This window comes from Vibrio sp. 1562, assembly GCF_033340155.1.
Classification (GTDB): domain Bacteria; phylum Pseudomonadota; class Gammaproteobacteria; order Enterobacterales; family Vibrionaceae; genus Vibrio; species Vibrio alginolyticus.
This window is the reverse complement of record NZ_JAWOVY010000012.1, coordinates 66,840-90,644: the sequence shown is the minus strand read 5'-3', so window position 1 is coordinate 90,644 and position 23,805 is coordinate 66,840. Positions and strand designations below refer to the sequence as shown.

The window sequence follows — 23,805 nt, the reverse complement described above, 5'->3', positions numbered from 1 at the left end:
GGAGCAAGCTGGTTCAACGAAACAGTTTTTCAGCGCTCACTGGCTGACTAAATAAATATCCCTGACCATAAATACAGCCTTTTTCGAATAAATAATCGGCTTGTTCCCGAGTTTCTATCCCTTCCGCGACGACTTTCAACGACAGCGTTTTTCCCATGGCAATAATGGCATTCACAATCGCGTTGCTGTCGCTATTACTTGGGACATCACTGACAAATGAGCGGTCAATTTTCAGTTTGTTGATTGGCAAACCTTTCAAGTAAGACAAAGACGAATAGCCAGTTCCAAAGTCATCCAGAGAAATCTCAATACCCAGCTCTCGTAATTGATTTAACGATGCAATGGCTTGTTGAGGGTCGATCAGTAAAAAGCTCTCTGTGATCTCCAAATCTAACCGTTGGGCAGGGTATCCGGTGTTATCGAGGATAGTACTTAATCGCTGAATGAAATTTGACTGCTGAAGCTGCAATGCAGAAACATTGACGGCGATTTTGCCAAACTCGATGCCCTGGTCCAGCCAAGCATTACCTTGCAAACAGGCTTGTTGTAACACCCACTCACCAATGCTTTGAATCAGCCCTGTTTTTTCTGCAATTGGAATAAAGTCTGCTGGTGGTACAAGGCCAAACTCTGGATGCTGCCAGCGTAATAAAGCTTCCACGCCGACAATCGTATTTTGTTCCAAATTGTATTGCGGTTGGAATTCTAACCGGAGTTGTTGTTTTTCTATTGCTTGATGCAAAGCGGATTGAATGCGTACATGGGATACGGATTTATCGGTCAAATCCGGTGAGTAAAACGCGTAGCCGTTGCGTCCATTTTTCTTCGCTAAGTACATCGCGGTGTCTGCGTTTTTCAGTAAGGTTTCACTGTCTTGACCGTCTCTTGGGTACAAGGCAATACCAATACTTGTCGAGACACGAAGTGAGTCGTGGTTTGCCAAGTCGAATGGTTGCTGGAATACGCTTAGAATATCGCCGACGGTTTCCAATAAGGAAACATCACTATGGATGTCTGGCAAAATAATCACAAATTCATCGCCGCCAATGCGAGCCACATGCGCATTGAGGTGAAGCACATCTTGCAGACGAATCGCTAACTTAGACAGCAATTGGTCACCACAGAAGTGGCCCATGCTATCGTTGATGTGTTTGAAATGGTCGATATCTAAGAATAGGGTGGCAAACGTCTGCTGGCTTTTGTGTCCGGTTTCGATGTGTTGCTCGAGTAAGCTAAGTAAATGAGTGCGATTAGGTAGATTGGTTAATGGATCGTAAAAAGCCATGCGCTGCAGCTTTTCTTCGTGTGCCTTACGCACAGAGATATCTTCAAACACACAAATGTAGTTAATAAGGTGGTTTTTATCGTCCATTACGGCGCTAATGGTCGCTAATTGCGGATAAATGCTGCCATCTTTCTTTCTGTTGATGAATTCGCCTTTCCATTGGCCTTTGTTTTCGAGTTGATGCCACAACTGTTGATAGAAACCTTGATCATGATGACCTGAGCGCAGAATTCGTGGGTTTTTTCCTATCACCTCTTCAGAGCGGTAACCTGTAATTTGGGTAAAAGCCGTGTTTACATCAATGATGTTGGCATTGCGGTCTGTAATGACCATGCCTTCTTGCGAATTGTTGAAAATTTGGGACGCTAAGGAGAGCTGCGTTTCTACCATTTTTCGGCGGGTGATGTTACGTGTCATCCCCAGAATGCCGATTAAGTTTCCCGCATGATCACGGACAGGAGACTTAATGGTTTCTAGCCAAGTGGGGTTATTGTTTTCATCAATTTGACGGCATTCTTCAACAATATTTTGCGTGCCAGTGGCTACCACCAATTTATCGGCATCAATGAATTTTTCCGCACGTTCATGGCTAAACAGGGCAAAATCGTCTTTGCCAATGATTTCACTGTTGGTTTTTTGCCACGCATTTTCTACGCTTCGGTTGGTCATCGAATAAAGACCATCCATGCCTTTTATCCATACGTGGTCTTCAAGGCAGTCGATAAACTCTTGTAGTGTTGGTGTTGGCTTTATTTCCGCGCTTTGATGTCGCGTTTGTTCTTGCTGACAGTGCAAGTTGATATCAAAGCTGATCCGCCCCGCGATTGCGCTTAGCCATGCCGAAACAACCGTTGATTGATCATTAGGGTGAGTCAGTGTCAGTACGGCAAGCAATTCGCCATTAGGTAGCCAAATCGGTCCAATGCTCAAGGTTTGCTCTTCAAAGGGGGTATGGCTAACTGTAAAATCTGTCGGCGTAAAGTGATCGACAACTTGCGTTATCACATCGACGATAGCACGATGATTTTGGGTTGAGGTGGACACCTCAGTCGATAGCCACTGCTGAGTATCGCTCAGAGTATAAAGCTGTCCCTGAGCTTGAGTTACATTACAGCATTGTCGCAGAACGTGTTGCCAGTCTGCCATCAAAGGCGAAGGAATAGCGAAGCGAAACATAATTAATAACGAGTCCTAAATCGCCCAAAGGTAATTATATTAGAATCTAGCGTAAGCTATTGGGCTTTGTGAGTATCGTATCCAACGCGTAGCTAAATCCTAGCAGCGTAAAGTGCTTTCTATCATTAAAATGTTATCTATATCTCTTTTTTATCCAACTTATTGCATCGTTTTTTAGGGCTTTTGATAGGTGATTAAGAAGCGTTTACCGCTTTGGTTTTCTTGCCCCATGAGACTTGCTGAATGACTAAGCCACTGATGATCAATACTAGGCCAATCAAGGTTGAAGGGTGAATTTCTTCGCCGATGATGGTAGCTAACAACATGAGTGAGATAAATGGAGAAGCAAAGATCAGATTACTGATACGCGCGGTGTTTTGCGTTGATTTGAGTGCGCTCAGCCACAAAACGAAAGTGATCCCCATTTCAAACAGTCCGACATACGTCACCGCTGCCCAGCCTTTAGCTGAGATCATCTGCCAGCCAGCACCTTCATAAAGACTTAAACCAATGGCGAATGGAATAGCGACCAAAAAGCCGAGCAGAACGCCAACCACAGGGTCGGCCTTATTTTTGGTATTTAAAATCCAGTAACCGGCCCACAGCAGCGTTGATAGCAGCGCAAGACCAACACCCAACGGGCTCTCAAATTCCATGCCTAAAAGATTGCCTTGTGTGGCAATCACTATCACGCCGACATAACTAAAACCGCAAGCCAGCCAGTCCTTACCACGGATCTTTTGTCCTAAGAAAACAGCGGCCATTAGCGTTAAGGTGATGGCCCAGCTGTAGTTGATCGCTTGAGCCTGAGATGCGGGCAGCAAGTCATATGCTTTGAACAGAATAACGTAATACGCCAAAGGGTTAATCAACCCAAGCAGTAGGTAATACCAAGGGTTTGAGAAAAATGTAGCACTTAACTGGCCCAATTTACCTTGCACACCACAGATTACTGTTAGCGCAATCGCAGAGACGATGCTGGCAATGCATAGCATTTGAATAGGCGTAAATTCTGCCAACGTGAGTTTAAATGCGGTTGCAACGGTAGACCAAAGTAATACTGCTGAGAGCCCAAATCCTAGGGCGCGACGCTCGTTCATGATGCCTCTGCGTGATGATGTGCCGCTCGGTTTGGATAATTTGAGCGGAAGAAAGAATATTATAGGAAGGCCTAGTGTATGCGAGGATTTTTCATCCAACAAACTGGACATTTATCCAGTGTCTAAATACCATTGTTATAGATACAAAACACAGGCTAACTCGCTATTATGCAATGGATTCTTGAGTACCAATCTCTCATTCTCTCTTCTCTTTGTGCTGCCACGCTTAGTGGTGTCGCTGCCGGTTGGTGGGTGAAACAGCGTTTTATCACCCAAACTCAGCTTCTCGAGCAACAACTTGTTTCAGAAAAACAGCTTCATCAACAGCAACTTGAACAGGTCAAGCAAAGCCTTGCCGATGCTCAGCAAGAGTTGGATGAATTAGATGATGAGCGCGATAAAGCCGCGTTTGAAGTACGCCAAACACATGGAAAGCTGATGGCAGCAATGGAAAAACTGCGTTACTTCGAGGCTGTAAAGCAAGAGCGCCAGCAATACTTTGATGAGCTTGGCCAAATGCGTGAACACAAATCACGTCTAGAAACGCAGCTGCGTGAACAGCAAGCTCGCCATGAGCAAATTAACCAAGCTAATGCCGAAAAACTGCAAATTTTAGAACAAGCAGAAGCACGCTTGAAACAACAATTTGAGCACTTGGCCAATCAACTGTTTGAAGAAAAAACCGCGAAGGTCGATTTGCAAAACCGTCAGAGTTTAGAAGGCTTGTTGTCACCGCTTAGAGAACAGTTAGAAGGGTTCAAAAAGCACGTTAATGACAGCTTTAGTCAAGAAGCTAAAGAGCGCCATACCTTAGTGCATGAGCTGAAAAACCTGCAACGTTTGAACGAGCAAATGACGCGCGAAGCGGTTAATTTGACCCAAGCGTTGAAAGGGGACAACAAACAGCAAGGTAACTGGGGCGAAGTGGTGCTCGCTAGGGTACTTGCCGAATCTGGCTTGCGTGAAGGGCACGAATATCAGACTCAGGTGAACTTACAAAATGAAGCTGGCAAGCGTTACCAACCTGATGTCATTGTTCATCTCCCACAAAACAAACAAGTGGTTGTGGATTCTAAAATGGCGCTGGTTGCCTATGAGCGCTACTTCAACGCCGAAACTGATGCTGAGCGCGATCAGGCTTTGAATGCGCATTTAGCCGCTCTACGTGCACATATCAAAGGGTTAAGCATGAAGGACTACCACAAACTCAAAGGTATTCAGAGTTTGGACTATGTTCTGATGTTTATCCCGGTTGAGCCGGCGTTCCAAGTCGCGATTCAAGCCGATCCAAGTTTGATCAAAGACGCGATGGAGCAAAACATCATTTTGGTGAGCCCAACAACGTTGCTGGTGGCATTGCGCACCATTGATAATCTATGGCGCAATGAACGCCAAAATGAAAACGCCAAAATGATTGCGCAGCGTGCGACAAAACTCTACGACAAATTACGATTGTTTGTAGACGACATGGAGGGGCTCGGTGGTGCGCTGGATAAGGCGAATCAAAGCTATCAAGGTGCGATGAACAAGCTTGCCACAGGGCGCGGAAATGTGATTCGCCAAGCCGAAAGCTTTAAACACTTGGGAGTTGAAATTAAACGACCGATTTCTTCCGACCTCGCGCAGTTAGCGCAGAGTGATGCATTTTCAGAAAATGACCCGTTAGTAGAAAGACATCCGGCTGAGGATAAAGTAAACTAATCGCCCGCAGTGCAGTGGGCGATTTTATTTGTCAACAAACGCCCCGTAGAGGAAAGCGCTGCCTAAGAGGAATTAGAATGACGGACACAAGTTTGCAATCCAATACAGCGTTAGAGAATGAAACCACTCACTTTGGTTTCTCTACAGTGGCAAAAGACGAAAAAGTGACTAAGGTTGCCGAAGTATTCCACTCCGTGGCAACAAAATACGACATCATGAATGACCTGATGTCAGGTGGTATTCACCGCCTTTGGAAGCGCTTCACTATCGATTGTAGTGGCGCTCGCCCTGGCCAGCGTATTCTTGACCTAGGTGGTGGTACGGGGGATTTGACGGCGAAATTCTCGCGCATTGTTGGCGATGAAGGCCATGTCATCCTTGCCGATATCAATAACTCAATGCTTAACGTTGGTCGCGATAAACTGCGTGACAACGGTATTGTGGGTAACGTGCATTACGTTCAAGCCAACGCAGAAGAACTGCCGTTCCCTGATGATTATTTTGATGTTATCACCATCAGTTTTTGTTTGCGTAATGTGACAGACAAAGACAAAGCGCTTCGTTCAATGTTCCGCGTACTGAAGCCAGGCGGCCGTCTATTGGTGTTGGAATTTTCAAAACCAGTGCTAGAGCCGTTATCGAAAGTATACGACGCATATTCATTCCACTTGTTGCCGAGAATCGGTGAGCTAGTTGCGAATGACTCAGAGAGTTACCGCTACCTAGCGGAGTCAATCCGTATGCATCCAGACCAAGAAACGCTGGAAGGCATGATGCAAGACGCAGGTTTTGAAAACACCAAATACTACAACTTAACTGGTGGTATTGTGGCTTTGCATCGCGGTTATAAATTCTAAGGGTTAACGGCATGCCATTTGAACCACTTATCACCGCTGTGATTGAAACGTCACTGAATACACTGATCAAAGACGACCCAGCATTGGGCCGTCGTTTAGCGCGTCTAAAAGGTCAAGTTATTCAAGTTCACCTGAAAGAGATCAATAAAACACTGACATTCGTTTTTAGTCAGCAAATTGATGTGCTTGGTCATTACGAAGGGCAGCCTAACTGCTATCTATCGCTCAACTTGAGTGTGTTACCAGAGCTGCGCGATCAGGCCAACATCACTCGTCTTATTAAACAAGATAAACTTGAACTCGAAGGCGATATTCAATTGGCGCAGAAATTCTCTCAGTTGATGGTGGATTGCAAACCAGATGTTGAAGAGTGGTTGTCTCGCGTGACTGGCGATGTCGCCGCACATACCTTTGTGCAAGGTTCAAAAAACATCGGCAACTTTCTTGCGTCTCAAGCAGAAAAACACCAGCGTCATCTTGCGCAAGTAGTGACTGAAGAATGGAAACTGGCTCCCGCTCCGTTAGAAGTGGCCTATTTCTGCGACCAAGTTGATGAGGTTCGCAGCCAGGCTTCTCGCATTGAAGCTCGTTTAACGGCTTTGCTGAATAAGCTGGATGCAGATAAGCCTGCATTGGAGAAACCATGACGCCAGCAGAACTAAAGCGCTTATACCACATCGCCAAAGTACAACTGGAATACGGCTTAGATGAGCTGCTTCCCGATCACCAACTGACCAAAGCTCCGCTTTTACTGCGCAAAAGCTTGTTTTGGATTAAGAACAAGCACCCAGAAAAACCACTCGGTGAACGTCTGCGTTTAGCACTGCAAGAGCTGGGGCCGGTTTGGATTAAGTTCGGTCAGATGATGTCGACGCGCCGTGACTTATTTCCTCCGCATATCGCTGATCCCCTAGCTTTACTTCAAGACCAAGTCGCTCCTTTTGATGGCGAGTTGGCAAAAAAGCAGATGGAGCAAGCATTAGGTGGTCCGTTAGAAAAATGGTTTACCGAGTTTGATATCAAACCACTGGCGTCTGCGTCGATTGCTCAGGTACATACTGCGCGCATAAAAGACACTAACCAAGAAGTGGTATTAAAGGTTATCCGCCCAGATATTCGCCCAGTCATTGATTCAGATCTAAAACTGATGCACCGAATGGCGCGTATAGTCGCCGGAGCGATGCCTGAAGCACGTCGTTTAAAACCAGTTGAAGTCGTGCGTGAGTACGAGAAAACCCTGCTTGATGAACTCGACTTGCGACGTGAGGCGGCGAATGCCATTCAGTTGCGCCGCAACTTTGAGGGCAGCGAAGAATTGTATGTTCCTGAAGTTTTTCCCGACTTCAGTAATGAAACTGTCATGGTTTCTGAGCGAATATATGGCATTCAAGTCTCTGATATTGAAGGCTTGAAAGCAAATGGCACCAATATGAAATTGCTCGCGGAACGCGGTGTGAGTGTGTTCTTCACTCAGGTGTTCCGAGACAGCTTTTTCCATGCCGATATGCATCCGGGTAATGTGTTCGTCAAACCCGAACATCCAGAGAACCCAATGTGGATAGGGCTAGATTGCGGAATCGTTGGTACACTTAATAGCGAAGACAAGCGTTATCTGGCGGAAAACTTCCTGGCGTTTTTCAATCGTGACTACCGCCGAGTGGCGGAGTTACATGTGGATTCAGGGTGGGTGCCTGCGGATACCAATGTCGATGAGTTTGAGTTCGCGATTCGCATTGTGTGTGAGCCTATTTTTGCTAAGCCATTGTGCGAAATCTCCTTTGGTCATGTGTTGTTGAATTTGTTCAACACGGCACGTCGATTCAATATGGAGGTTCAGCCACAGCTTGTACTGTTGCAAAAAACGCTATTGTACGTGGAAGGGCTTGGTAGGCAGCTATATCCTCAACTCGATTTGTGGGAGACCGCAAAACCATTCCTGGAGGAATGGATGATGAATCAAGTTGGGCCGCAAGCTCTAGTGAATGCGATTAAAGACCGCGCACCATTTTGGGCAGAGAAATTACCTGAACTGCCAGAGCTACTTTACGATAGCCTGAAACAAGGTAAAGCGATGAATCAACGTATGGATCAGCTTTATCAAGGGTATCGCCAGAGCAAGCGCCAGCAGGCGACAGGAAAGTTTTTGTTTGGCGTTGGCGCGACTTTAGTCGTATGCTCGGCAATATTGGTGAACGATGCTTTTGAGCAGCTTTCGTTGGCCTGCGGTATCGCAGGTGTCACATTTTGGCTGCTTAGTTGGCGAGCTTATCGTCAATAGACGTTAAACTCTTGAAATATTTTTGTTTGTTTAAAGACCCGAGGTAAAGAGAATGGGTGGTATCAGTGTTTGGCAACTTCTAATCATTGCTGTAATTGTTGTATTGCTATTCGGAACAAAGAAACTACGCGGTATCGGTGGCGATCTGGGTGGTGCCGTTAAGGGCTTCAAAAAAGCGATGAGCGAAGATGAACCTGCGAAAAATGACAAAGACGCAGACTTCGAACCAAAAAGTCTAGAAGAGCAGCAGAAAAAAGAAGCTGCTCCTGAAACGAAAAAAGACAAAGAGCAGGCGTAAAACGTGTTTGATATCGGTTTTTGGGAACTGGTATTAATATCTGTTGTTGGTCTGGTCGTTCTTGGGCCGGAGCGTTTGCCTCATGCTATTCGCAGCGTGTCTCGCTTTATCGGTGCCGCTAAGAGTATGGCAAATAGCGTCAAAGACGAATTGTCACACGAGCTGAAAGTCCAAGAGCTGCAAGAAAACTTGCGCAAAGCAGAACAAATGGGGATGGATGATTTGTCCCCTGAGTTGAAATCTTCAGTTGAAGAGTTGAAGAAGGCAGCGCAATCTGTAAATCGTCCTTACGCAAAGAACACCGATTCAGAGGCTGAGCCTGTAAAAACAGAGCCAGCAGCAGAAAAGGTAGAGAAAGCGCAAGAGAGCAAGGTTACAGCGGCAGATAAGAAAGCCGAATAGTCTCATTAGGAGGAGCTACTAGTGATTGGTAGCTCCTTTTTGATCTGGTTTTTAATAAGAGGTTTGCCATGTCTACCGTCGAGCAGACACAACCTTTAATTAGTCATTTGTTGGAGCTTCGCAACCGACTACTGCGTTCAATCCTCGCAGTGTTGGTCGTGTTTGTCGGACTAATTTATTTCTCTAACCACATTTACGAGTTTGTTTCCGCACCTTTAGTAGAACGTCTACCTGAAGGCGCGACCATGATTGCTACGGATGTAGCGTCACCTTTTTTTACGCCACTTAAGCTGACGTTAATTGCTTCGGTATTTATTGCGGTGCCGTTTATTTTGTATCAAGTTTGGGCCTTTGTAGCGCCAGGTTTGTACAAGCATGAACGTCGATTGATCATGCCACTGCTGTTCTCTAGTTCGCTATTGTTCTACTGTGGAGTGGCATTTGCCTACTTCGTGGTATTTCCATTGGTGTTTGGCTTCTTTACCGCCATCTCTCTTGGTGGAGTAGAGTTTGCAACTGATATCTCGAGTTATCTCGACTTTGTGCTGGCGCTATTTATGGCGTTTGGTATCGCATTTGAGGTGCCTGTTGCGATTATTTTGTTGTGTTGGACTGGGGCCACTACACCAGAAGATTTAAGACAGAAACGTCCTTATATTATAGTGGCTGCGTTTGTCGTAGGTATGGTGTTAACGCCACCAGACATGATCTCGCAAACCTTACTCGCTATTCCGATGTGTTTACTGTTTGAAGTCGGTTTGTTCTTCGCGCGTTTTTATACTCGTCGAAGCGAAGAAGTAGAAGCGGAAACCGAAGAATAAGGCTAATCTAGATGTGAAAAGCGGCTCAATTGAGCCGCTTTTTTTGCGGTTGGTTTTTTCTTGGGCTAATTACTTAACTTTCATGACGTAACCACATTTTGTGCATACGTATACTTCCTTGATGCCCAGCAGCTTTTGAAAAAAACTGCGCGGTACGCGTTGTAAGTAAGCACCATGTGTACACACTTCAACTTCCATATTCATGCTGTTTTACATTTGTGCTAATTAATGGGCGTAAATCAGTATAGAAAAATAATGTGTCGAGTTGTCGACAGTTTTGCAAAGCGGACGAAGTAAAGTGACGATATGAGAAGTAAGTAGAGTTGCTAGTTAATTATTATGTTTATCAATAATTTTGTATGGATTGTTCTACTATTTCAACGGGTTGAATCGTTCATTCAATAGTTTAGGTGATAAAAAAGCGACGTTGATTTCGTCGCTTTTTTCAATTCTCGTGAATTAAATATTAAACAGCTTTTTGGCATTCTCAGTCGTTATGGCATCGATGGTTGCGATGTCGACATCACGCAAGTCGGCAACACGTTGTGCAACGAGAGAAGTGTAGGCTGGTTCATTACGTTTACCACGGTGTGGCACAGGCGCTAAATATGGACAGTCGGTTTCTAAAATGACCCACTGCATATCCAAATGTGGAATGACTTTATCCATCCCGCCATTCTTAAAGGTCGATACGCCACCCAAGCCTAAGTGGAAGCCTAGCTCATTGATTGCTTGCGCTTCTTCTAAGCTGCCTCCAAAACAGTGGAATACACCACGCAGACGACCATCTTGCTCTTGTCTTAGCAAAGTGAGTGTTTCTTCAATCGAATCACGAGTGTGGATAACGACTGGTAAGTCCATCTCTTTTGCCCAGTTAAGTTGAGCTACGAACGCCATTTCTTGCTCAGCACGATAGGTTTTATCCCAATACAGGTCGATACCGATTTCGCCCACCGCAATAAACTTGTGTTTCTCAAACCAACCGCGGATGATCTCCAACGTTTGTTCAACATTGCTGTCCACATAACAAGGGTGGAGTCCCATCATTGAGTGGCACACGTCAGGATATGCCGCTTCGGTTTGTAGCATGGGCTCAATAGAGTCCAGATCGATGTTTGGCAACAGGATTTTATTAATGCCTTGCGTTAAGGCGCGTTGTACTACTTCATCGCGGTCGTTATCAAATTCGCTGGCATAGATGTGCGCGTGGGTATCGATCATCGTTACTCTCTGTGCTTCATAGTTGGTTTCGTATTCGAAGTATACTTGAGTGTGAGTGCTGGGTCATTTTCAGTTTTTTTCATTACCTTTTTCCAGATTGTCACTCGCAACATGCATCAAGAGTGATATGATTTTGTTCACCAGATGATTTGATCATCATAACCGTCCAGACAAGGAGAAAATGGTGTCTGTATCAATTCAAGGTCCATTCCCTGCACGCCGTATGCGTCGTTTACGTAAGCACGATTTTAGTCGTCGTTTGATGGCTGAGAACCAACTTTCTGTTAATGATCTGATTTATCCAATGTTCATTCTTATGGGTAAAGATCGTCGTGAGAGCGTGGAGTCCATGCCGGGTGTAGAGCGTTTGTCGATTGATTTAATGCTAGAAGAAGCACAATACCTTGCAAATCTAGGCGTTCCAGCAATCGCGCTTTTCCCTGTCGTAAACCAAGACGCTAAAAGCTTATGTGCTACTGAAGCCTACAACCCAGAAGGTTTGGTTCAGCGAGCAGTACGAGCGCTTAAAGAACACATTCCTCAAATTGGTGTAATCACAGACGTGGCACTCGACCCATTCACGACACATGGCCAAGACGGCATCATCGATGAAGATGGCTACGTAATGAATGATGAAACCACAGAAGTATTGGTTAAGCAGGCTTTGTCTCATGCAGAAGCGGGTGCTGACGTAGTCGCGCCTTCAGACATGATGGATGGCCGAATTGGTAAGATCCGCGAAGCATTAGAAAACGCGGGCTACATTCATACTCAAATCATGGCTTACTCGGCTAAGTACGCATCGAACTACTACGGACCATTCCGTGATGCGGTTGGCTCTTCTTCAAATCTAAAAGGCGGCAACAAGAAAAACTACCAAATGGACCCTGCAAACATTGACGAAGCGATCCATGAAGTGGCGCTAGACATCAATGAAGGTGCGGACATGGTGATGGTTAAACCTGGTATGCCATACTTAGATGTAGTTCGCCGAGTTAAAACCGAACTTCAGGTACCGACGTTTGCTTATCAGGTGTCTGGTGAGTACGCGATGCATAAAGCGGCGATCATGAATGGCTGGCTCAAAGAGCGTGAAATTGTGATGGAATCACTATTGTGCTTCAAACGTGCAGGTGCAGATGGCATCTTAACGTACTTTGCGAAAGACGTTGCTGAGTGGTTGGCAGAAGAGAATGCACAAACTGCTCAACACCTAAATCGTACTCCGGAAGCGACAGAAGAGTAATTATCGCTCAGTGAGAAATACCAGACCAACAAGAGTTGTTCGTCTGTATATACCCAAGTAACCTCAGGCGGATTACAACAGTAACAATCCAAGGTGCTTGGGTATTTTTATTTTGGAGAAGAGAACAATGACAATGCTGATTCGTGAAGGCACATTGGAAGAAGCACTTCAAGTTGTGGCGCGTGTTACCGAGTTTTCGAAAGGAGAAACGGTAGACTCCATGACTCAACGTTTAGAAGAGAAAAACAGTTTAATCCTCGTTGCAGAAAAAAATGGCACGATTGTCGGCTTCAAAATAGGTTACGAATTAGAGGATGGTGTTTTCTATAGCTGGTTAGGTGGTGTTGTCCCTGAAGCTCGAAATGAAGGCGTGGCACAACTGCTTTTGGAAGCTCAAGAGGATTGGGTGGCAGAACAAGGCTACAACACATTAAAAGTGAAATCTCGAAACCAGTTTCCGGCTATGCTTCGCTTGTTATTGAGAAATGGCTATATAATTGAAAAGTTTGAAGAAAAAGTAAATCTTCGAGAATCTCGAGTGCATTTCATTAAAGCAATGTGAAAATAAATGAGATTTTTTCTCATTTAACTGTTGACTACGAAATGAGAATCATTATTATTAAACCTGTCTTAGGGAATGAGGAAAGTTCACAAGGACGTTGAGTGACTTATTAACAGAAGTTAATTAACTGAAAGTTGAGAAGTGATGAAACATTTTTCCGAGAACTTGCACGAATTCTTTTTGACACGACATTGCTCACATTGCTTCCAGTGTAATTTATAGCTTCTTGGTTAAGCTGCTCTATTTACAGAATTTGCTTTACCACTTCTGCTAGGCGACCCCATTCGGGTCGCTTTTTTCTTTTCTACGATTTCTATTTGACGTCACTATTAATATCTTTTCCACATGCGATGATCATTTTAGGATCGTTGATCTTCTCGCCGTTATGCGAATTTATTGTTATTAATCAATGGTTTGGGTTGGTGTTTTCTTGTGTTTTTTGTTATTGGATAACCAGTGGATAATTTCTATAAACAGAGTTATCCACAGGAGGTGGTGTTTTCGTGAATAAAGTCGGAAAAATTTACGCGACCTAGATCGAGCGAACAAGATAGATTCAGATCAGCAGTCATGGCATCCTAGGCAGATCTCTCAAGTACTGAATTGGATACAGACAATTATGGCAAGTATTCCTGAAAATCCGTTGATCCTTATCGACGGCTCTTCTTACCTATATCGCGCTTTTCACGCCTACCCGGGCACCATGAGCAATGGTGAAATTCCAACTAATGCCGTTTACGGCGTCGTGAACATGTTACGCAGCATGATGCGTCAGTTTGCGTCTGAGCGCATCGCGGTGGTTTTCGATGCAAAGGGAAAAACCTTTCGTGATGATATGTATGCAGAATACAAAGCGAATCGTCCGCCAATGCCGGATGACCTGCGTTGTCAAATTGAACCATTACACAATGTTATTCGTGCAATGGGTTTGCCGCTGATCTGTGTTCCTGGCGTCGAGGCGGATGACGTCATCGGTACGTTAGCATACCAAGCATCACAAAAGGGCATGCCTGTATTGATCAGTACTGGTGATAAAGACATGGCGCAGCTAGTGGATGATAACATTACCTTGATCAACACCATGACGAACGTCGTAATGGATCGTGAAGGTGTGGTTGAAAAGTTTGGCATTCCACCTGAGTTGATCATCGACTACTTAGCACTGATGGGCGATAAAGTAGATAACATTCCTGGTGTACCGGGTGTCGGTGATAAAACAGCGACCGCACTACTGCAAGGTATTGGTGGTCTGACGAAGTTGTATGAAAACCTCGATGATATTGCAGGGCTTGGTTTCCGTGGTTCTAAAACCATGGCGAAAAAGCTCATCGACAACAAAGAAAATGCCATGCTTTCGTATGAGCTCGCGACCATCAAATTGGATGTTGAGCTTGAGGAAACGCCAGAATCATTGCTGAAAGCGGAACCAAATAAAGACGAATTAGTGAAGCTGTATGGCCAACTGACGTTTAAATCTTGGTTGAATGAACTACTTGAAGGCGGTTCTGGATCTGTGGAGGCTGTAGAGCTTGCTGGATCTTCACAAGCTTCTTCTTCTCAAGCCGAGATGGAAACTTCTGCGGTAACAATCGATCGCAGCCAATATGAAACAATTCTGGATAAAGAAACCTTCAATGCTTGGCTAGATAAACTTCAAACGGCTGAGCTGTTTGCATTTGATACGGAGACCGATAACCTAGATTACATGCTAGCGAATCTAGTTGGTTTGTCATTCGCTGTCGATGAAGGTATTGCGGCTTATGTGCCAGTTGCACATGACTATTTAGATGCGCCTGAACAGCTTGATCGTGATTGGGTACTAGAACAGCTGAAGCCAATTCTTGAAGATGCAGCGAAAGCAAAAGTCGGTCAAAACTTAAAGTATGATGCGTCTGTACTCGCTCGTTACGACATTGAGCTAAAAGGTATCAAGCACGACACGATGTTGGAATCGTATATCTACAACAGTGTCGGCGGTAAACACGATATGGACAGCTTGGCGCTTCGCTTCCTACAGCACAGCTGCATTTCTTTTGAGCAAATTGCAGGTAAAGGCAAAAATCAGCTTACGTTTAACCAAATCGAACTGGAACAAGCATCGCCATACGCGGCAGAAGATGCGGATGTGACCCTTCGTCTGCACAATCGCTTGTTTGCTAATATCGAGCAGGATGAAAGCCTGAAGACAGTTTACGAAGAGATTGAAATGCCGTTGGTGCCAGTTCTTTCGCGCATTGAACGCACTGGGGTCTTTATCGATGAAATGAAGCTGAGTGCGCAGTCGGTCGAGATTACCGCTCGCCTTGATGAGCTTGAAAAGAAAGCGTACGAAATTGCAGAGCAAGAGTTTAACATGAACTCGCCAAAGCAATTACAAGCCATCCTATTTGAAAAAATGGGTTTACCGGTTGTGAAGAAAACGCCATCAGGCACACCATCGACGAATGAAGAAGTTCTGCAAGAACTCGCACTAGACTACCCACTACCAAAACTGATTTTGGAATACCGTGGTCTGGCGAAGCTAAAATCAACTTACACCGACAAACTGCCGAAGATGATCAACCCATCAACGGGTCGCGTGCATACTTCTTACCACCAAGCAGTGACCGCAACGGGTCGTCTATCTTCTACTGATCCGAACTTACAGAATATTCCAATTCGTAACGAAGCCGGCCGTCGTATTCGTCAAGCGTTTGTCGCGCCATCAGGGCATAAAATCTTAGCGGTCGACTACTCGCAAATCGAACTTCGCATCATGGCGCACCTTTCTGGCGACCAAGCTTTATTGGATGCATTCCGTGATGGCAAAGATATCCACGCGGCAACCGCAGCAGAAATCATGGGGGTTTCTATTGAGGACGTTTCAAGTGAGCAACGTCGTCGTGCGAAAGCGGTTAATTTCGGTCTTATTTACGGCATGAGTGCGTTTGGTTTGGCGAAGCAATTAGGCATTCCTCGTGGTGAGGCTCAAGCGTACATGGATACATACTTTGAACGTTACCCAGGCGTGATGCAGTACATGGAAGACACACGCAGCACGGCAGCAGATAAAGGGTATGTTGAAACGATTTTTGGTCGACGTTTGCATTTACCAGAAATCAAATCGCGCAACGGGATGCGTCGTAAAGCTGCTGAACGTGCGGCAATCAACGCACCAATGCAAGGTACGGCTGCGGACATCATTAAGAAAGCGATGCTGTGGGTTGATCAGTGGATTCAGGAAGAAGGCAATGGTCGTGTGAAGTTATTAATGCAAGTACACGATGAATTGGTCTTTGAAGTTGAAGAGTCATCATTGTCCGAAATTGAAAGTAAAGTACAGAAATTGATGGAATCTGCAGCAGAGCTAAAAGTACCGTTGGTTGCAGAAGCAGGTCACGGTGATAACTGGGATCAAGCTCATTAGTCACTTTTAGACCAAAATAACCAATTAATTATGAGCCAGCGCACAAACGCTGGCTTTTTTTTGAGATTAAAAAAGCTAGCGCAAAGTTAACTTTGATGTTGCTTAATAAAAATTTCATGAAAAAAAACTACAAAAATTCTTTGCAATTCTGACCAATTGTTGTACATTAATACTCGTAGGGTACAGAGGTAAGATGTTCTATCTTTCAGACCTTTTGTTTCACGTTATTGGATTAGGCTGATTCAGCCGCCCCAGTCAGTTTTTGACTGGGGCGTTTTTTATTGGACGAAAGAAAATTATTCTTTTGGATCAGTAGCTTAAAGTAAGCCTTCAGAAACCTTCTTTTTTGACCTTTCTAAATCACTGCAAAATCTCGATTTTTCCTTCAAATTTATCGCGTTATTCATCCTGTAAATTTACGCCAGTCACACTATTATTTTTTCTTGAAAGAAACTAAGTTACATCTTTTTGAAGATTTGCTTGGCTTAACTGTCTGAATTGTAACACTATTGGGTGTTTTTGGAGTGAATGTTTGGTGATACACAGGAAACAAGAGCGCTTTTTAACCTATTGAAATCGAATCTCAGTTCAGCAATGCTTCGTCACATAACAATAATTACCAATTTTTCTCTCCCGTTATCCCTGCCAGGAAGGCGGGGATTTTTATTGCCTGTTATTTAGTTCAGATAAACAAAAGCCCCACCAAATGGCAGGGCCGTGTCGAAGAAATTTAACAAATATTGTTAATTATTCTTCATCGCTCGCTGGTATCTCTTGTTCGTCTTCTTCTATCAGGTGTGCTAGTGCTGGTGCAAACCAGGTATCCAGTTTTGCACGTAGCTGATCGACACCTAATCCTTTCAGTGAAGAGAACACATCAACAGAAACGTCACCACCGAAAGTTTCTACTTGCTTACGAACTTTCAGTAGAGTTTGTTTGCGTGCACCACTTTTTAGTTTATCTGCTTTGGTTAGCAAAACTTGCACAGGAATGTGGCTATCGATGGCCCAGAAAATCATTTGTTGGTCGAGATCTTTCATTGGATGACGAATGTCCATTAGAACCACTAAGCCTTTTAGGCACTCGCGTTTCTGTAGGTATTCACCCAAAGATTTCTGCCATTTGTTTTTCATCTCTACCGGTACTTGAGCAAAACCGTATCCAGGTAGATCGACAATGTGACAACCTTCTTCTACTTTGAAAAGGTTGATTAATTGCGTACGACCAGGTGTCTTTGATGTCTTGGCTAAGCTTTTTTGATTAGTTAGACGGTTAAGTGCACTCGATTTACCAGCGTTTGAGCGTCCTGCAAACGCAATTTCGACACCTTCGTCTTCCGGCAGGTGACGAATATCGGGTGCGCTGGTGATGAAATGCGTATTTTGGTAATGAATTTTTACGCTCACTGTTAACTCCATCTCGACTTTGTGTAGTCGATTGATTACTTTTTTGTGAAAATGTGTAAAATAACCGTGCTCGGCATAAGGTCGCCTATTGTACCATGAGTGTACGCGGTATGTTCACATTCCGTGGTACTGGAAGCTTGATAATTATAATGGAATGTCATGAAGAAATTAGCGCTAATTTTGAGTCTTTTAGCCAGTTGCTCAGTATGGGCCCAAGGTAATATTGAGGCTGGTAAAGCAAAATCACAAACCTGTGTCGCCTGTCACGGAGCAGATGGCAACAGTGCAATAACAACGTACCCGAAACTCGCAGGCCAACACGCTAAGTATCTTGAGAAGCAGTTAAAAGAACTTAAGCTAGGCATGACAAGTGGTGGTAAACAAGGTCGTTACGATCCTGTAATGAGTGGTATGGCAATGCCACTGAGCGATGAAGATATCGCAGACCTATCTGCTTACTACGCTTCGCTACCAGTTTCAGAAAACTCAACACCTGAAGATGTAGTAGCAAAAGGCAAAACGCTTTATACCGCTGGTGATGCCGAGCGTGGCCTAACCGCATGTATTGCATGTCATGGTCCTCGTGGCAATGGTACTGAGCTTTCAGGTTTCCCGAAAATTTCTGGTCAGCATGCTGACTACATCAAAGCTCAGCTAGAAAAATTCCGTGATGGCGACCGTGGCAATGATATGAATGCCATGATGCGCGACATCGCGAAGAAAATGACAGACGAAGATATCGAAGTGCTGTCTAAATACGTTGGCGGTCTGCACTAATATACCTAAATCGCTCAAGATCCTGCATCTTGAGCTGGTTGGGTAGATGTCCCTACATCGTTCGAGCAACTTGTACAAAAATGCCCTAGTGAATCCACTAGGGCATTTTTGTTCGTGACAGATATCACAGTCGAGTTTGGATGCGAAAGCGATAGTTGGCTCGGCAGTTTGTGAGACATTTGCCATACTTGATGTTGGCTTTTTCTTGTTAGTGTTTTTAAGCTTTTGATTAAATGATAATTTTGATTTTTTAGAAAAATAGGCGGATTATTTTTTCAACCCATTACTTGTGAGCATAACGGGATGGCGTAAAGTAGAAGTCGTTCACAGGGAGTGAATGTAAGGATTTAAGACCACGGTTTAGGTCTCCAAGGATGTAGCTCGGATGCTTGGTGATTTAGAAAGGGATTTAGATAGGTAGGGAGCCTATCAGATAAGGATGGTCATCTCGTCTGACGGTTAAGACAGTGAAACGGATCAGGCACAGGAAGTTGCTCAGTAGACAGGAAGTAAACGGATAGCCAAAACTCATCAGGAAGATGAAAAACAACTCTTTTTGGCAGGGAAAGCTCTAAAAACAAAGGGATCATTGGTGCACCAAATGTGTGCAACACAGTTTCGCCAATTGATGGCACTTAGAAAGCGACAGTCTGACTGTCGCTTTTTTTATATCCGTTGACTTGCTCAGTCGTAACTTGAATTGAGATTACTGCACTTATTTAGCTTTATAGGTTGTAAACAAAGTTTTTTAATAAAAATTGCTGAAAAAATACTCAACAACACTCCAATCCGAGTTCACTTTCTGGTATGTTTCGCATCCCTGTTTGAGGAAGTCAGCATGCATACCTGTCCTTTATGCCAAAATCAGCGCACTCACCATTATTTTGAAGATAAGCGTCGTGAATATCTTCAATGTGAGCAGTGCAGCTTGGTATTCGTAAATCCAGACCAACGTTTGGATGCGGAAAGCGAAAAAGCTCACTATGATTTGCATGAGAACAACCCCGATGATTTGGGTTACCGACGCTTTTTGTCGCGTATTGCTGACCCGATCACAGAGCGAATTTCTCCACAATCAAATGGTATCGACTTTGGTTGTGGTCCTGGCCCAACGCTCTCCTTGATGCTGGAAGAGGCGGGGCACAACATGGCGTTGTACGATCTCTACTACCACCCTGATACGTCGGTTTTAGAAAAAACGTACGACTTCATGACAGCAACAGAGGTGATAGAGCACCTCTACCACCCAGATTTGGTGTGGAAGCAATGGTTGAATTTAGTTAAGCCAGGGGGCTGGATAGGCCTGATGACGAAAATGGTCATCGACGTGGAGGCTTTCAAATCATGGCATTATAAGAACGATCTCACTCACGTAGTGTTCTTTAGTCGTGACACGTTCCAGTTCCTAGCTGAGCGGGATAAGCTCGAACTCGAATTTATTGGTAATGATGTAATTTTACTGAGGAAACCCCAGTAATGAGCCGTAGTAAAAAATCTAGAAAACCGGGTGCCGCTGGTGCACCTGAGTTTGTTGTAACTCGTAACCGTACAGAATCTGATGTGGAAGGCCGCTTACGCAAGCGTGCTAAAAAGCGTAAAGGTCTGAAAACGGGTAACCGTAACTCAGAAGTTAACGAGCAGAAAAAGCAAGCTGCTGCACAAAATCGCGACCCGCGCTTAGGCAGCAAAAAGAAAATACCTCTGATTGTTGAACCTGCGAAGAAAATGACGAAGCAAGAGCGTCGTTTGTCGGCAGAGCAAGAACTAGAGATGCTAGAAAATGACGCGCAATTGAACGTGTTGCTAGACCGTATTGAAGCGGGTGAAAACCTGGGCACAGGTCTACAGAAATTCGTCGATGAGAAACTCGATCGCATTGAGAAACTAATGGACCAACTAGGTTTGTTGGAACCTGAAGAAGAGGAAGACTTCACTGCACCTGCTGAGAAAAGCACGCGCAACGATGATGACTTGCTGGCAGATTTCGACGACATTAATTTCGACGACTATAAAGGATAATTAAGCTATGAATGTAACCTTATTAGCTATTGCTGGTGTTGTGATTATCATCGCACTCGCTTCTTATGCAGGTTACCTTCTGCTTCAATTGAAAAAGCAAAAGGAATTGCAGCTGAAGCATCAAAAATTGGCGATAGACAAACGTAACGCCAACATTTTTGAGAATGTGCATACCTTGTGTCAGGCGGGCATTCAAGGCCAGTGCGATTTATCTGAAATCAGTATCCGTGTGTATAACATCATGGATTATGTACAAGGTGAAGACCGCGTTGATTTCGATAAAACGTACCCTGCGATTTCTGAGCTTTACCACATCGTGAAAGATATGGCGCGTGGCGAAGAACGCCAACAACTTGCCAAGAAAGAGCGTATGCAACAGAACTTGACGCGTCATAAAGCGGAAAGCCGCCTCACTGATGCGATTATTGAGGAGCTCAAAGTGTTGCAGAAAAACGTCCAGCCACTGAATAATCAAATCAATATTCAGATGATTTAAGCGCGACCCCCAATAGTCTCCTTATGACTAATGGGGGTATCGTGATCACGCTAGCACTTCTTTAGTTTTATACTTAAAAAGCCAGTCGGCGTTGCCACGCTTGTCATCGTCGTATGGCAAAATAGCGGCTCTGAATATCGGGTGACGGCTTTCGTTGCCCTAGCATTTAACGGAAAGTACCACCATGTCGAATCAACACACTGAATCGAAACAGCAAATCGTCTGGGATCAAGCGGTATTGGATAAGTACAACTATTCCGGGCCTCGTTATACGTCGTACCCAACGGCGCTGGAGTTTCATGAAGCGTTCACCATTTCTGATTATGATATGGCATGCACTCAATACCCAGAACGCCCATTATCGCTGTACGTACACATTCCGTTCTGTCACAAGCTTTGTTACTACTGTGGATGTAATAAAGTCATTACGCGCCACTCGCACAAAGCGGATGAATACCTCGACGTGCTTGAACACGAAATTCGTCAACGTGCTGCATTACTTGTTGGTCGCACCGTGACGCAATTGCATTTTGGTGGTGGTACACCGACGTTTCTCTCTGAAAAGCAAATCACGCGTGTAATGAGCCTGCTACGCCAAGAGTTTACTTTTAGTAGCGATGCTGAAATCAGTATCGAGGTTGACCCGCGTGAAATCGAGCTGACCATGCTGGATCATCTGCGTAGTGAAGGCTTCAATCGCTTGAGCATCGGTGTTCAGGACTTCAACAAAGAAGTGCAAAAACTGGTGAATCGTGAGCAAGATGAAGAGTTCATCGTTGCGATGGTTGCGCGCGCAAAAGAGTTAGGCTTTCGTTCGACGAACCTAGATTTGATTTACGGTTTACCGAAGCAGACCAAAGAATCTTTTGCCAAGACTCTAGAACAAGTGCTAGAGATGCAGCCGGGCCGTCTATCCGTGTTTAACTACGCGCACATGCCACAGCTATTTGCAGCGCAGCGTAAGATTAAAGACGAAGATCTGCCAAAGGCAGAAGAGAAGATGGCGATTCTGCAAGACACCATCGCGACACTGACTGATGCTGGCTACCAATTTATCGGTATGGACCACTTTGCTTTGCCGGACGATGAACTTGCTGTTGCCCAGCGCGAAGGTATTTTGCATCGCAATTTCCAAGGCTACACCACACAAGGTGAATGTGACTTGGTTGGCTTTGGTGTTTCTGCAATCTCGATGATCGGCGATGCGTACGCGCAAAACCAGAAAGAGCTGAAGAAATACTACGCTCAAGTCAACGAACTTCGTCACGCTCTATGGAAAGGGGTCTCTCTGGACTCCGATGATTTGCTCCGTCGTGAAGTGATTAAGCAGCTGATTTGTAACTTCAAGTTAGACAAGAAAGCCATTGAGTCTGAGTTTAAAGTGAGGTTTGAACAGTACTTTAAAGAAGATTTGCAGCTACTTCAGACCTTTATTAACGATGAGCTGGTGGAAGTGGATGATAATGAAATTCGTGTGACGCTGCGAGGTCGTTTGTTGATCCGTAATATTTGTATGAGCTTCGATAAATACCTACGAGCAAAGGCACGTCAGCAACAGTTCTCTCGTGTTATTTAATCAGAGATACAGATTCAAGATATAAAAAATGCCAGCAGATGCTGGCATTTTTTTATGTTTTCGCTGGATTTAAGCGCGATCTTTTACTTTTTCTCTCAGTTCCGATTTTTCTGCTTCTGAAAGGAACGCAATCTCAAGGCCATTGATTTGCGCTTGGCGAATCTGGTCTTGGCTCAGGCCAGCGGCTGGTGCCGCTACTTCGTATTCGTATGGCAGTTCGATACCTTCAACCGCTGGATCGTCAGTGTTCAAACACGCAAGAACGCCATGCTCTAGGAACTGCTTGAGAGGGTGGTTTTCTAGCGTTTCTACCGTACTTGTTTGGTAGTTTGACGTCAGGCAAGATTCAATACCAATGCGGTTTTCTGCTAGGTAATCCATCAGTTTTGGATCGTGAATCGCTTTTACGCCGTGACCGATACGAGTTGCGCCCAGCTCATTGATTGCTTGCCACATGCTCTCTGCACCTGCTGCTTCACCAGCATGGACCGTTACCCCAAGGCCAGCATCGCGTACTTGCTTGAAGTGAGACACAAAGCGATCACCCGGTTGGCCTAGTTCGTCACCCGCAAGGTCGACGGCAACGATGTGATCTTTCTGGCTCAGAATGCCGTCCAGTTCTTGTTGACATGCGTCAGTGCCAAATGTGCGACTCATGATACCGATCAGGTTGGCTTTCACGCCAAAATCGCGCATACCCGCTTGCACACCGTCCACGACGGCTTCAACAACCCCCGCTACTGGTAGCTTGTGTTTCATCGCCATGTAGTAAGGAGAGAAACGCAGCTCTGCGTAATCGATTTGTGCGTTTAGCGCGTCTTCTACGTTTTCGTACGCGACACGACGACACGCATCTAGATCGCCCAGTACAGCAACACCCCAGTCGAGCTTAGAAAGGAAAGCAACAAGAGAGGGTTCCGCTTCGACAATTTGAACGTGAGGAGTGAGAGACTCAATATCGTACGCTGGTAGGGCAATGCCAAACTTTTGGCCTAGCTCAAGAATCGTTTTAGTACGAATGTTACCGTCGAGGTGACGGTGCAAATCAGTAAGAGGAAGGTTCTTCGTTATCATTTTGTCGATCCGGATAGTTATGAACTGGAACAGGGCCCAAACATCATCTGTGACAATACATGGGTAAGATTTGCAGTTAAGTATAAATAACAGTTGGGTAGAT

General features: G+C 44.8%; 20 protein-coding genes. 15 read left to right on the top strand and 5 right to left on the bottom strand.

What is annotated here, in order from left to right; all coding sequences use genetic code 11:
* Positions 1-13: 13 nt before the first annotated feature.
* Together R7Z49_RS14145 and R7Z49_RS14140 are read right to left on the bottom strand one after the other, a co-directional pair.
* Entirely contained in the window at positions 14-2,461 is a 2,448-nt protein-coding gene (locus R7Z49_RS14145) for an EAL domain-containing protein (RefSeq protein ID WP_053349760.1), read from the bottom strand.
* 194 nt (positions 2,462-2,655) lie between these two features.
* Positions 2,656-3,561 (bottom strand): DMT family transporter, encoded by a 906-nt coding sequence (locus R7Z49_RS14140; RefSeq protein ID WP_053349759.1) that lies wholly within the window; start codon positions 3,559-3,561, stop codon positions 2,656-2,658.
* A gap of 168 nt (positions 3,562-3,729) precedes the next feature.
* Here R7Z49_RS14140 and rmuC point away from each other — a divergent pair, with 168 nt between their 5' ends.
* From rmuC to tatC, 7 genes are all read left to right on the top strand, one after another.
* On the top strand, positions 3,730-5,262 hold the full coding sequence (gene rmuC, locus R7Z49_RS14135; protein WP_005379209.1) for a DNA recombination protein RmuC: 1,533 nt from the start codon (positions 3,730-3,732) through the stop codon (positions 5,260-5,262).
* A gap of 77 nt (positions 5,263-5,339) precedes the next feature.
* Entirely contained in the window at positions 5,340-6,119 is a 780-nt protein-coding gene (gene ubiE, locus R7Z49_RS14130) for a bifunctional demethylmenaquinone methyltransferase/2-methoxy-6-polyprenyl-1,4-benzoquinol methylase UbiE (protein WP_005379210.1), read from the top strand.
* Positions 6,120-6,130: 11 nt separating this feature from the next.
* Entirely contained in the window at positions 6,131-6,766 is a 636-nt protein-coding gene (locus R7Z49_RS14125; protein ID WP_005379213.1) for an SCP2 domain-containing protein, read from the top strand.
* Positions 6,763-8,397 carry a ubiquinone biosynthesis regulatory protein kinase UbiB gene (gene ubiB, locus R7Z49_RS14120; protein WP_005379226.1) on the top strand — a complete coding sequence of 545 codons (1,635 nt, stop codon included), beginning with the start codon at positions 6,763-6,765 and terminating at the stop codon, positions 8,395-8,397. Before R7Z49_RS14125 ends, ubiB begins: the two co-directional genes overlap by 4 nt.
* Positions 8,398-8,449: 52 nt before the next feature.
* Positions 8,450-8,695 carry a Sec-independent protein translocase subunit TatA gene (gene tatA / locus R7Z49_RS14115; protein ID WP_005382958.1) on the top strand — a complete coding sequence of 82 codons (246 nt, stop codon included), beginning with the start codon at positions 8,450-8,452 and terminating at the stop codon, positions 8,693-8,695.
* Between the two features lie 3 nt (positions 8,696-8,698).
* Positions 8,699-9,097: a Sec-independent protein translocase protein TatB gene (gene tatB / locus R7Z49_RS14110; protein WP_033905892.1), complete on the top strand. Its 399-nt coding sequence runs from the start codon at positions 8,699-8,701 to the stop codon at positions 9,095-9,097.
* A gap of 68 nt (positions 9,098-9,165) precedes the next feature.
* Positions 9,166-9,918, top strand: a complete 753-nt coding sequence (gene tatC, locus R7Z49_RS14105) for a twin-arginine translocase subunit TatC (protein WP_005379234.1) — start codon at positions 9,166-9,168, stop codon at positions 9,916-9,918.
* Positions 9,919-10,377: 459 nt separating this feature from the next.
* Here the strand turns inward: tatC and R7Z49_RS14100 are convergent, their stop codons facing one another.
* A complete protein-coding gene (locus R7Z49_RS14100) occupies positions 10,378-11,139 on the bottom strand; it encodes a TatD family hydrolase (RefSeq protein ID WP_017821949.1) in 762 nt (253 codons plus the stop codon).
* Between the two features lie 184 nt (positions 11,140-11,323).
* Between R7Z49_RS14100 and hemB the strand changes: the two genes are divergently transcribed.
* The 3 genes from hemB to polA all read left to right on the top strand — a co-directional run bounded on the left by hemB (position 11,324) and on the right by polA (position 16,353).
* A complete protein-coding gene (hemB, locus tag R7Z49_RS14095; RefSeq protein WP_031777176.1) occupies positions 11,324-12,385 on the top strand; it encodes a porphobilinogen synthase in 1,062 nt (353 codons plus the stop codon).
* Between the two features lie 127 nt (positions 12,386-12,512).
* Positions 12,513-12,947 (top strand): GNAT family N-acetyltransferase, encoded by a 435-nt coding sequence (locus R7Z49_RS14090; protein WP_005379245.1) that lies wholly within the window; start codon positions 12,513-12,515, stop codon positions 12,945-12,947.
* A gap of 619 nt (positions 12,948-13,566) precedes the next feature.
* Entirely contained in the window at positions 13,567-16,353 is a 2,787-nt protein-coding gene (gene polA / locus R7Z49_RS14085) for a DNA polymerase I (protein WP_318111758.1), read from the top strand.
* Between the two features lie 747 nt (positions 16,354-17,100).
* On the opposite strand, the gene yihA is transcribed toward polA, so the two are convergent.
* Positions 17,101-17,760: a ribosome biogenesis GTP-binding protein YihA/YsxC gene (yihA, locus tag R7Z49_RS14080; protein WP_017635019.1), complete on the bottom strand. Its 660-nt coding sequence runs from the start codon at positions 17,758-17,760 to the stop codon at positions 17,101-17,103.
* A gap of 159 nt (positions 17,761-17,919) precedes the next feature.
* On the opposite strand from yihA, the gene R7Z49_RS14075 reads away from it, so the two are divergent.
* The 5 genes from R7Z49_RS14075 to hemN all read left to right on the top strand — a co-directional run bounded on the left by R7Z49_RS14075 (position 17,920) and on the right by hemN (position 22,628).
* Positions 17,920-18,537, top strand: a complete 618-nt coding sequence (locus tag R7Z49_RS14075) for a c-type cytochrome (protein ID WP_005379248.1) — start codon at positions 17,920-17,922, stop codon at positions 18,535-18,537.
* Positions 18,538-19,375: 838 nt separating this feature from the next.
* Positions 19,376-20,014, top strand: a complete 639-nt coding sequence (locus R7Z49_RS14070) for a class I SAM-dependent methyltransferase (RefSeq protein ID WP_005379250.1) — start codon at positions 19,376-19,378, stop codon at positions 20,012-20,014.
* Entirely contained in the window at positions 20,014-20,556 is a 543-nt protein-coding gene (gene yihI / locus R7Z49_RS14065; RefSeq protein ID WP_005379252.1) for a Der GTPase-activating protein YihI, read from the top strand. The genes R7Z49_RS14070 and yihI overlap by 1 nt, the downstream gene beginning before the upstream one ends.
* Before the next feature lie 7 nt (positions 20,557-20,563).
* Positions 20,564-21,052, top strand: a complete 489-nt coding sequence (locus tag R7Z49_RS14060; RefSeq protein ID WP_005379254.1) for a DUF2489 domain-containing protein — start codon at positions 20,564-20,566, stop codon at positions 21,050-21,052.
* A 184-nt stretch (positions 21,053-21,236) separates the two neighbouring features.
* On the top strand, positions 21,237-22,628 hold the full coding sequence (gene hemN, locus R7Z49_RS14055; protein ID WP_017821952.1) for an oxygen-independent coproporphyrinogen III oxidase: 1,392 nt from the start codon (positions 21,237-21,239) through the stop codon (positions 22,626-22,628).
* Positions 22,629-22,697: 69 nt separating this feature from the next.
* On the opposite strand, the gene add is transcribed toward hemN, so the two are convergent.
* On the bottom strand, positions 22,698-23,702 hold the full coding sequence (add, locus tag R7Z49_RS14050) for an adenosine deaminase (protein WP_005382965.1): 1,005 nt from the start codon (positions 23,700-23,702) through the stop codon (positions 22,698-22,700).
* Positions 23,703-23,805 lie beyond the last annotated feature (103 nt).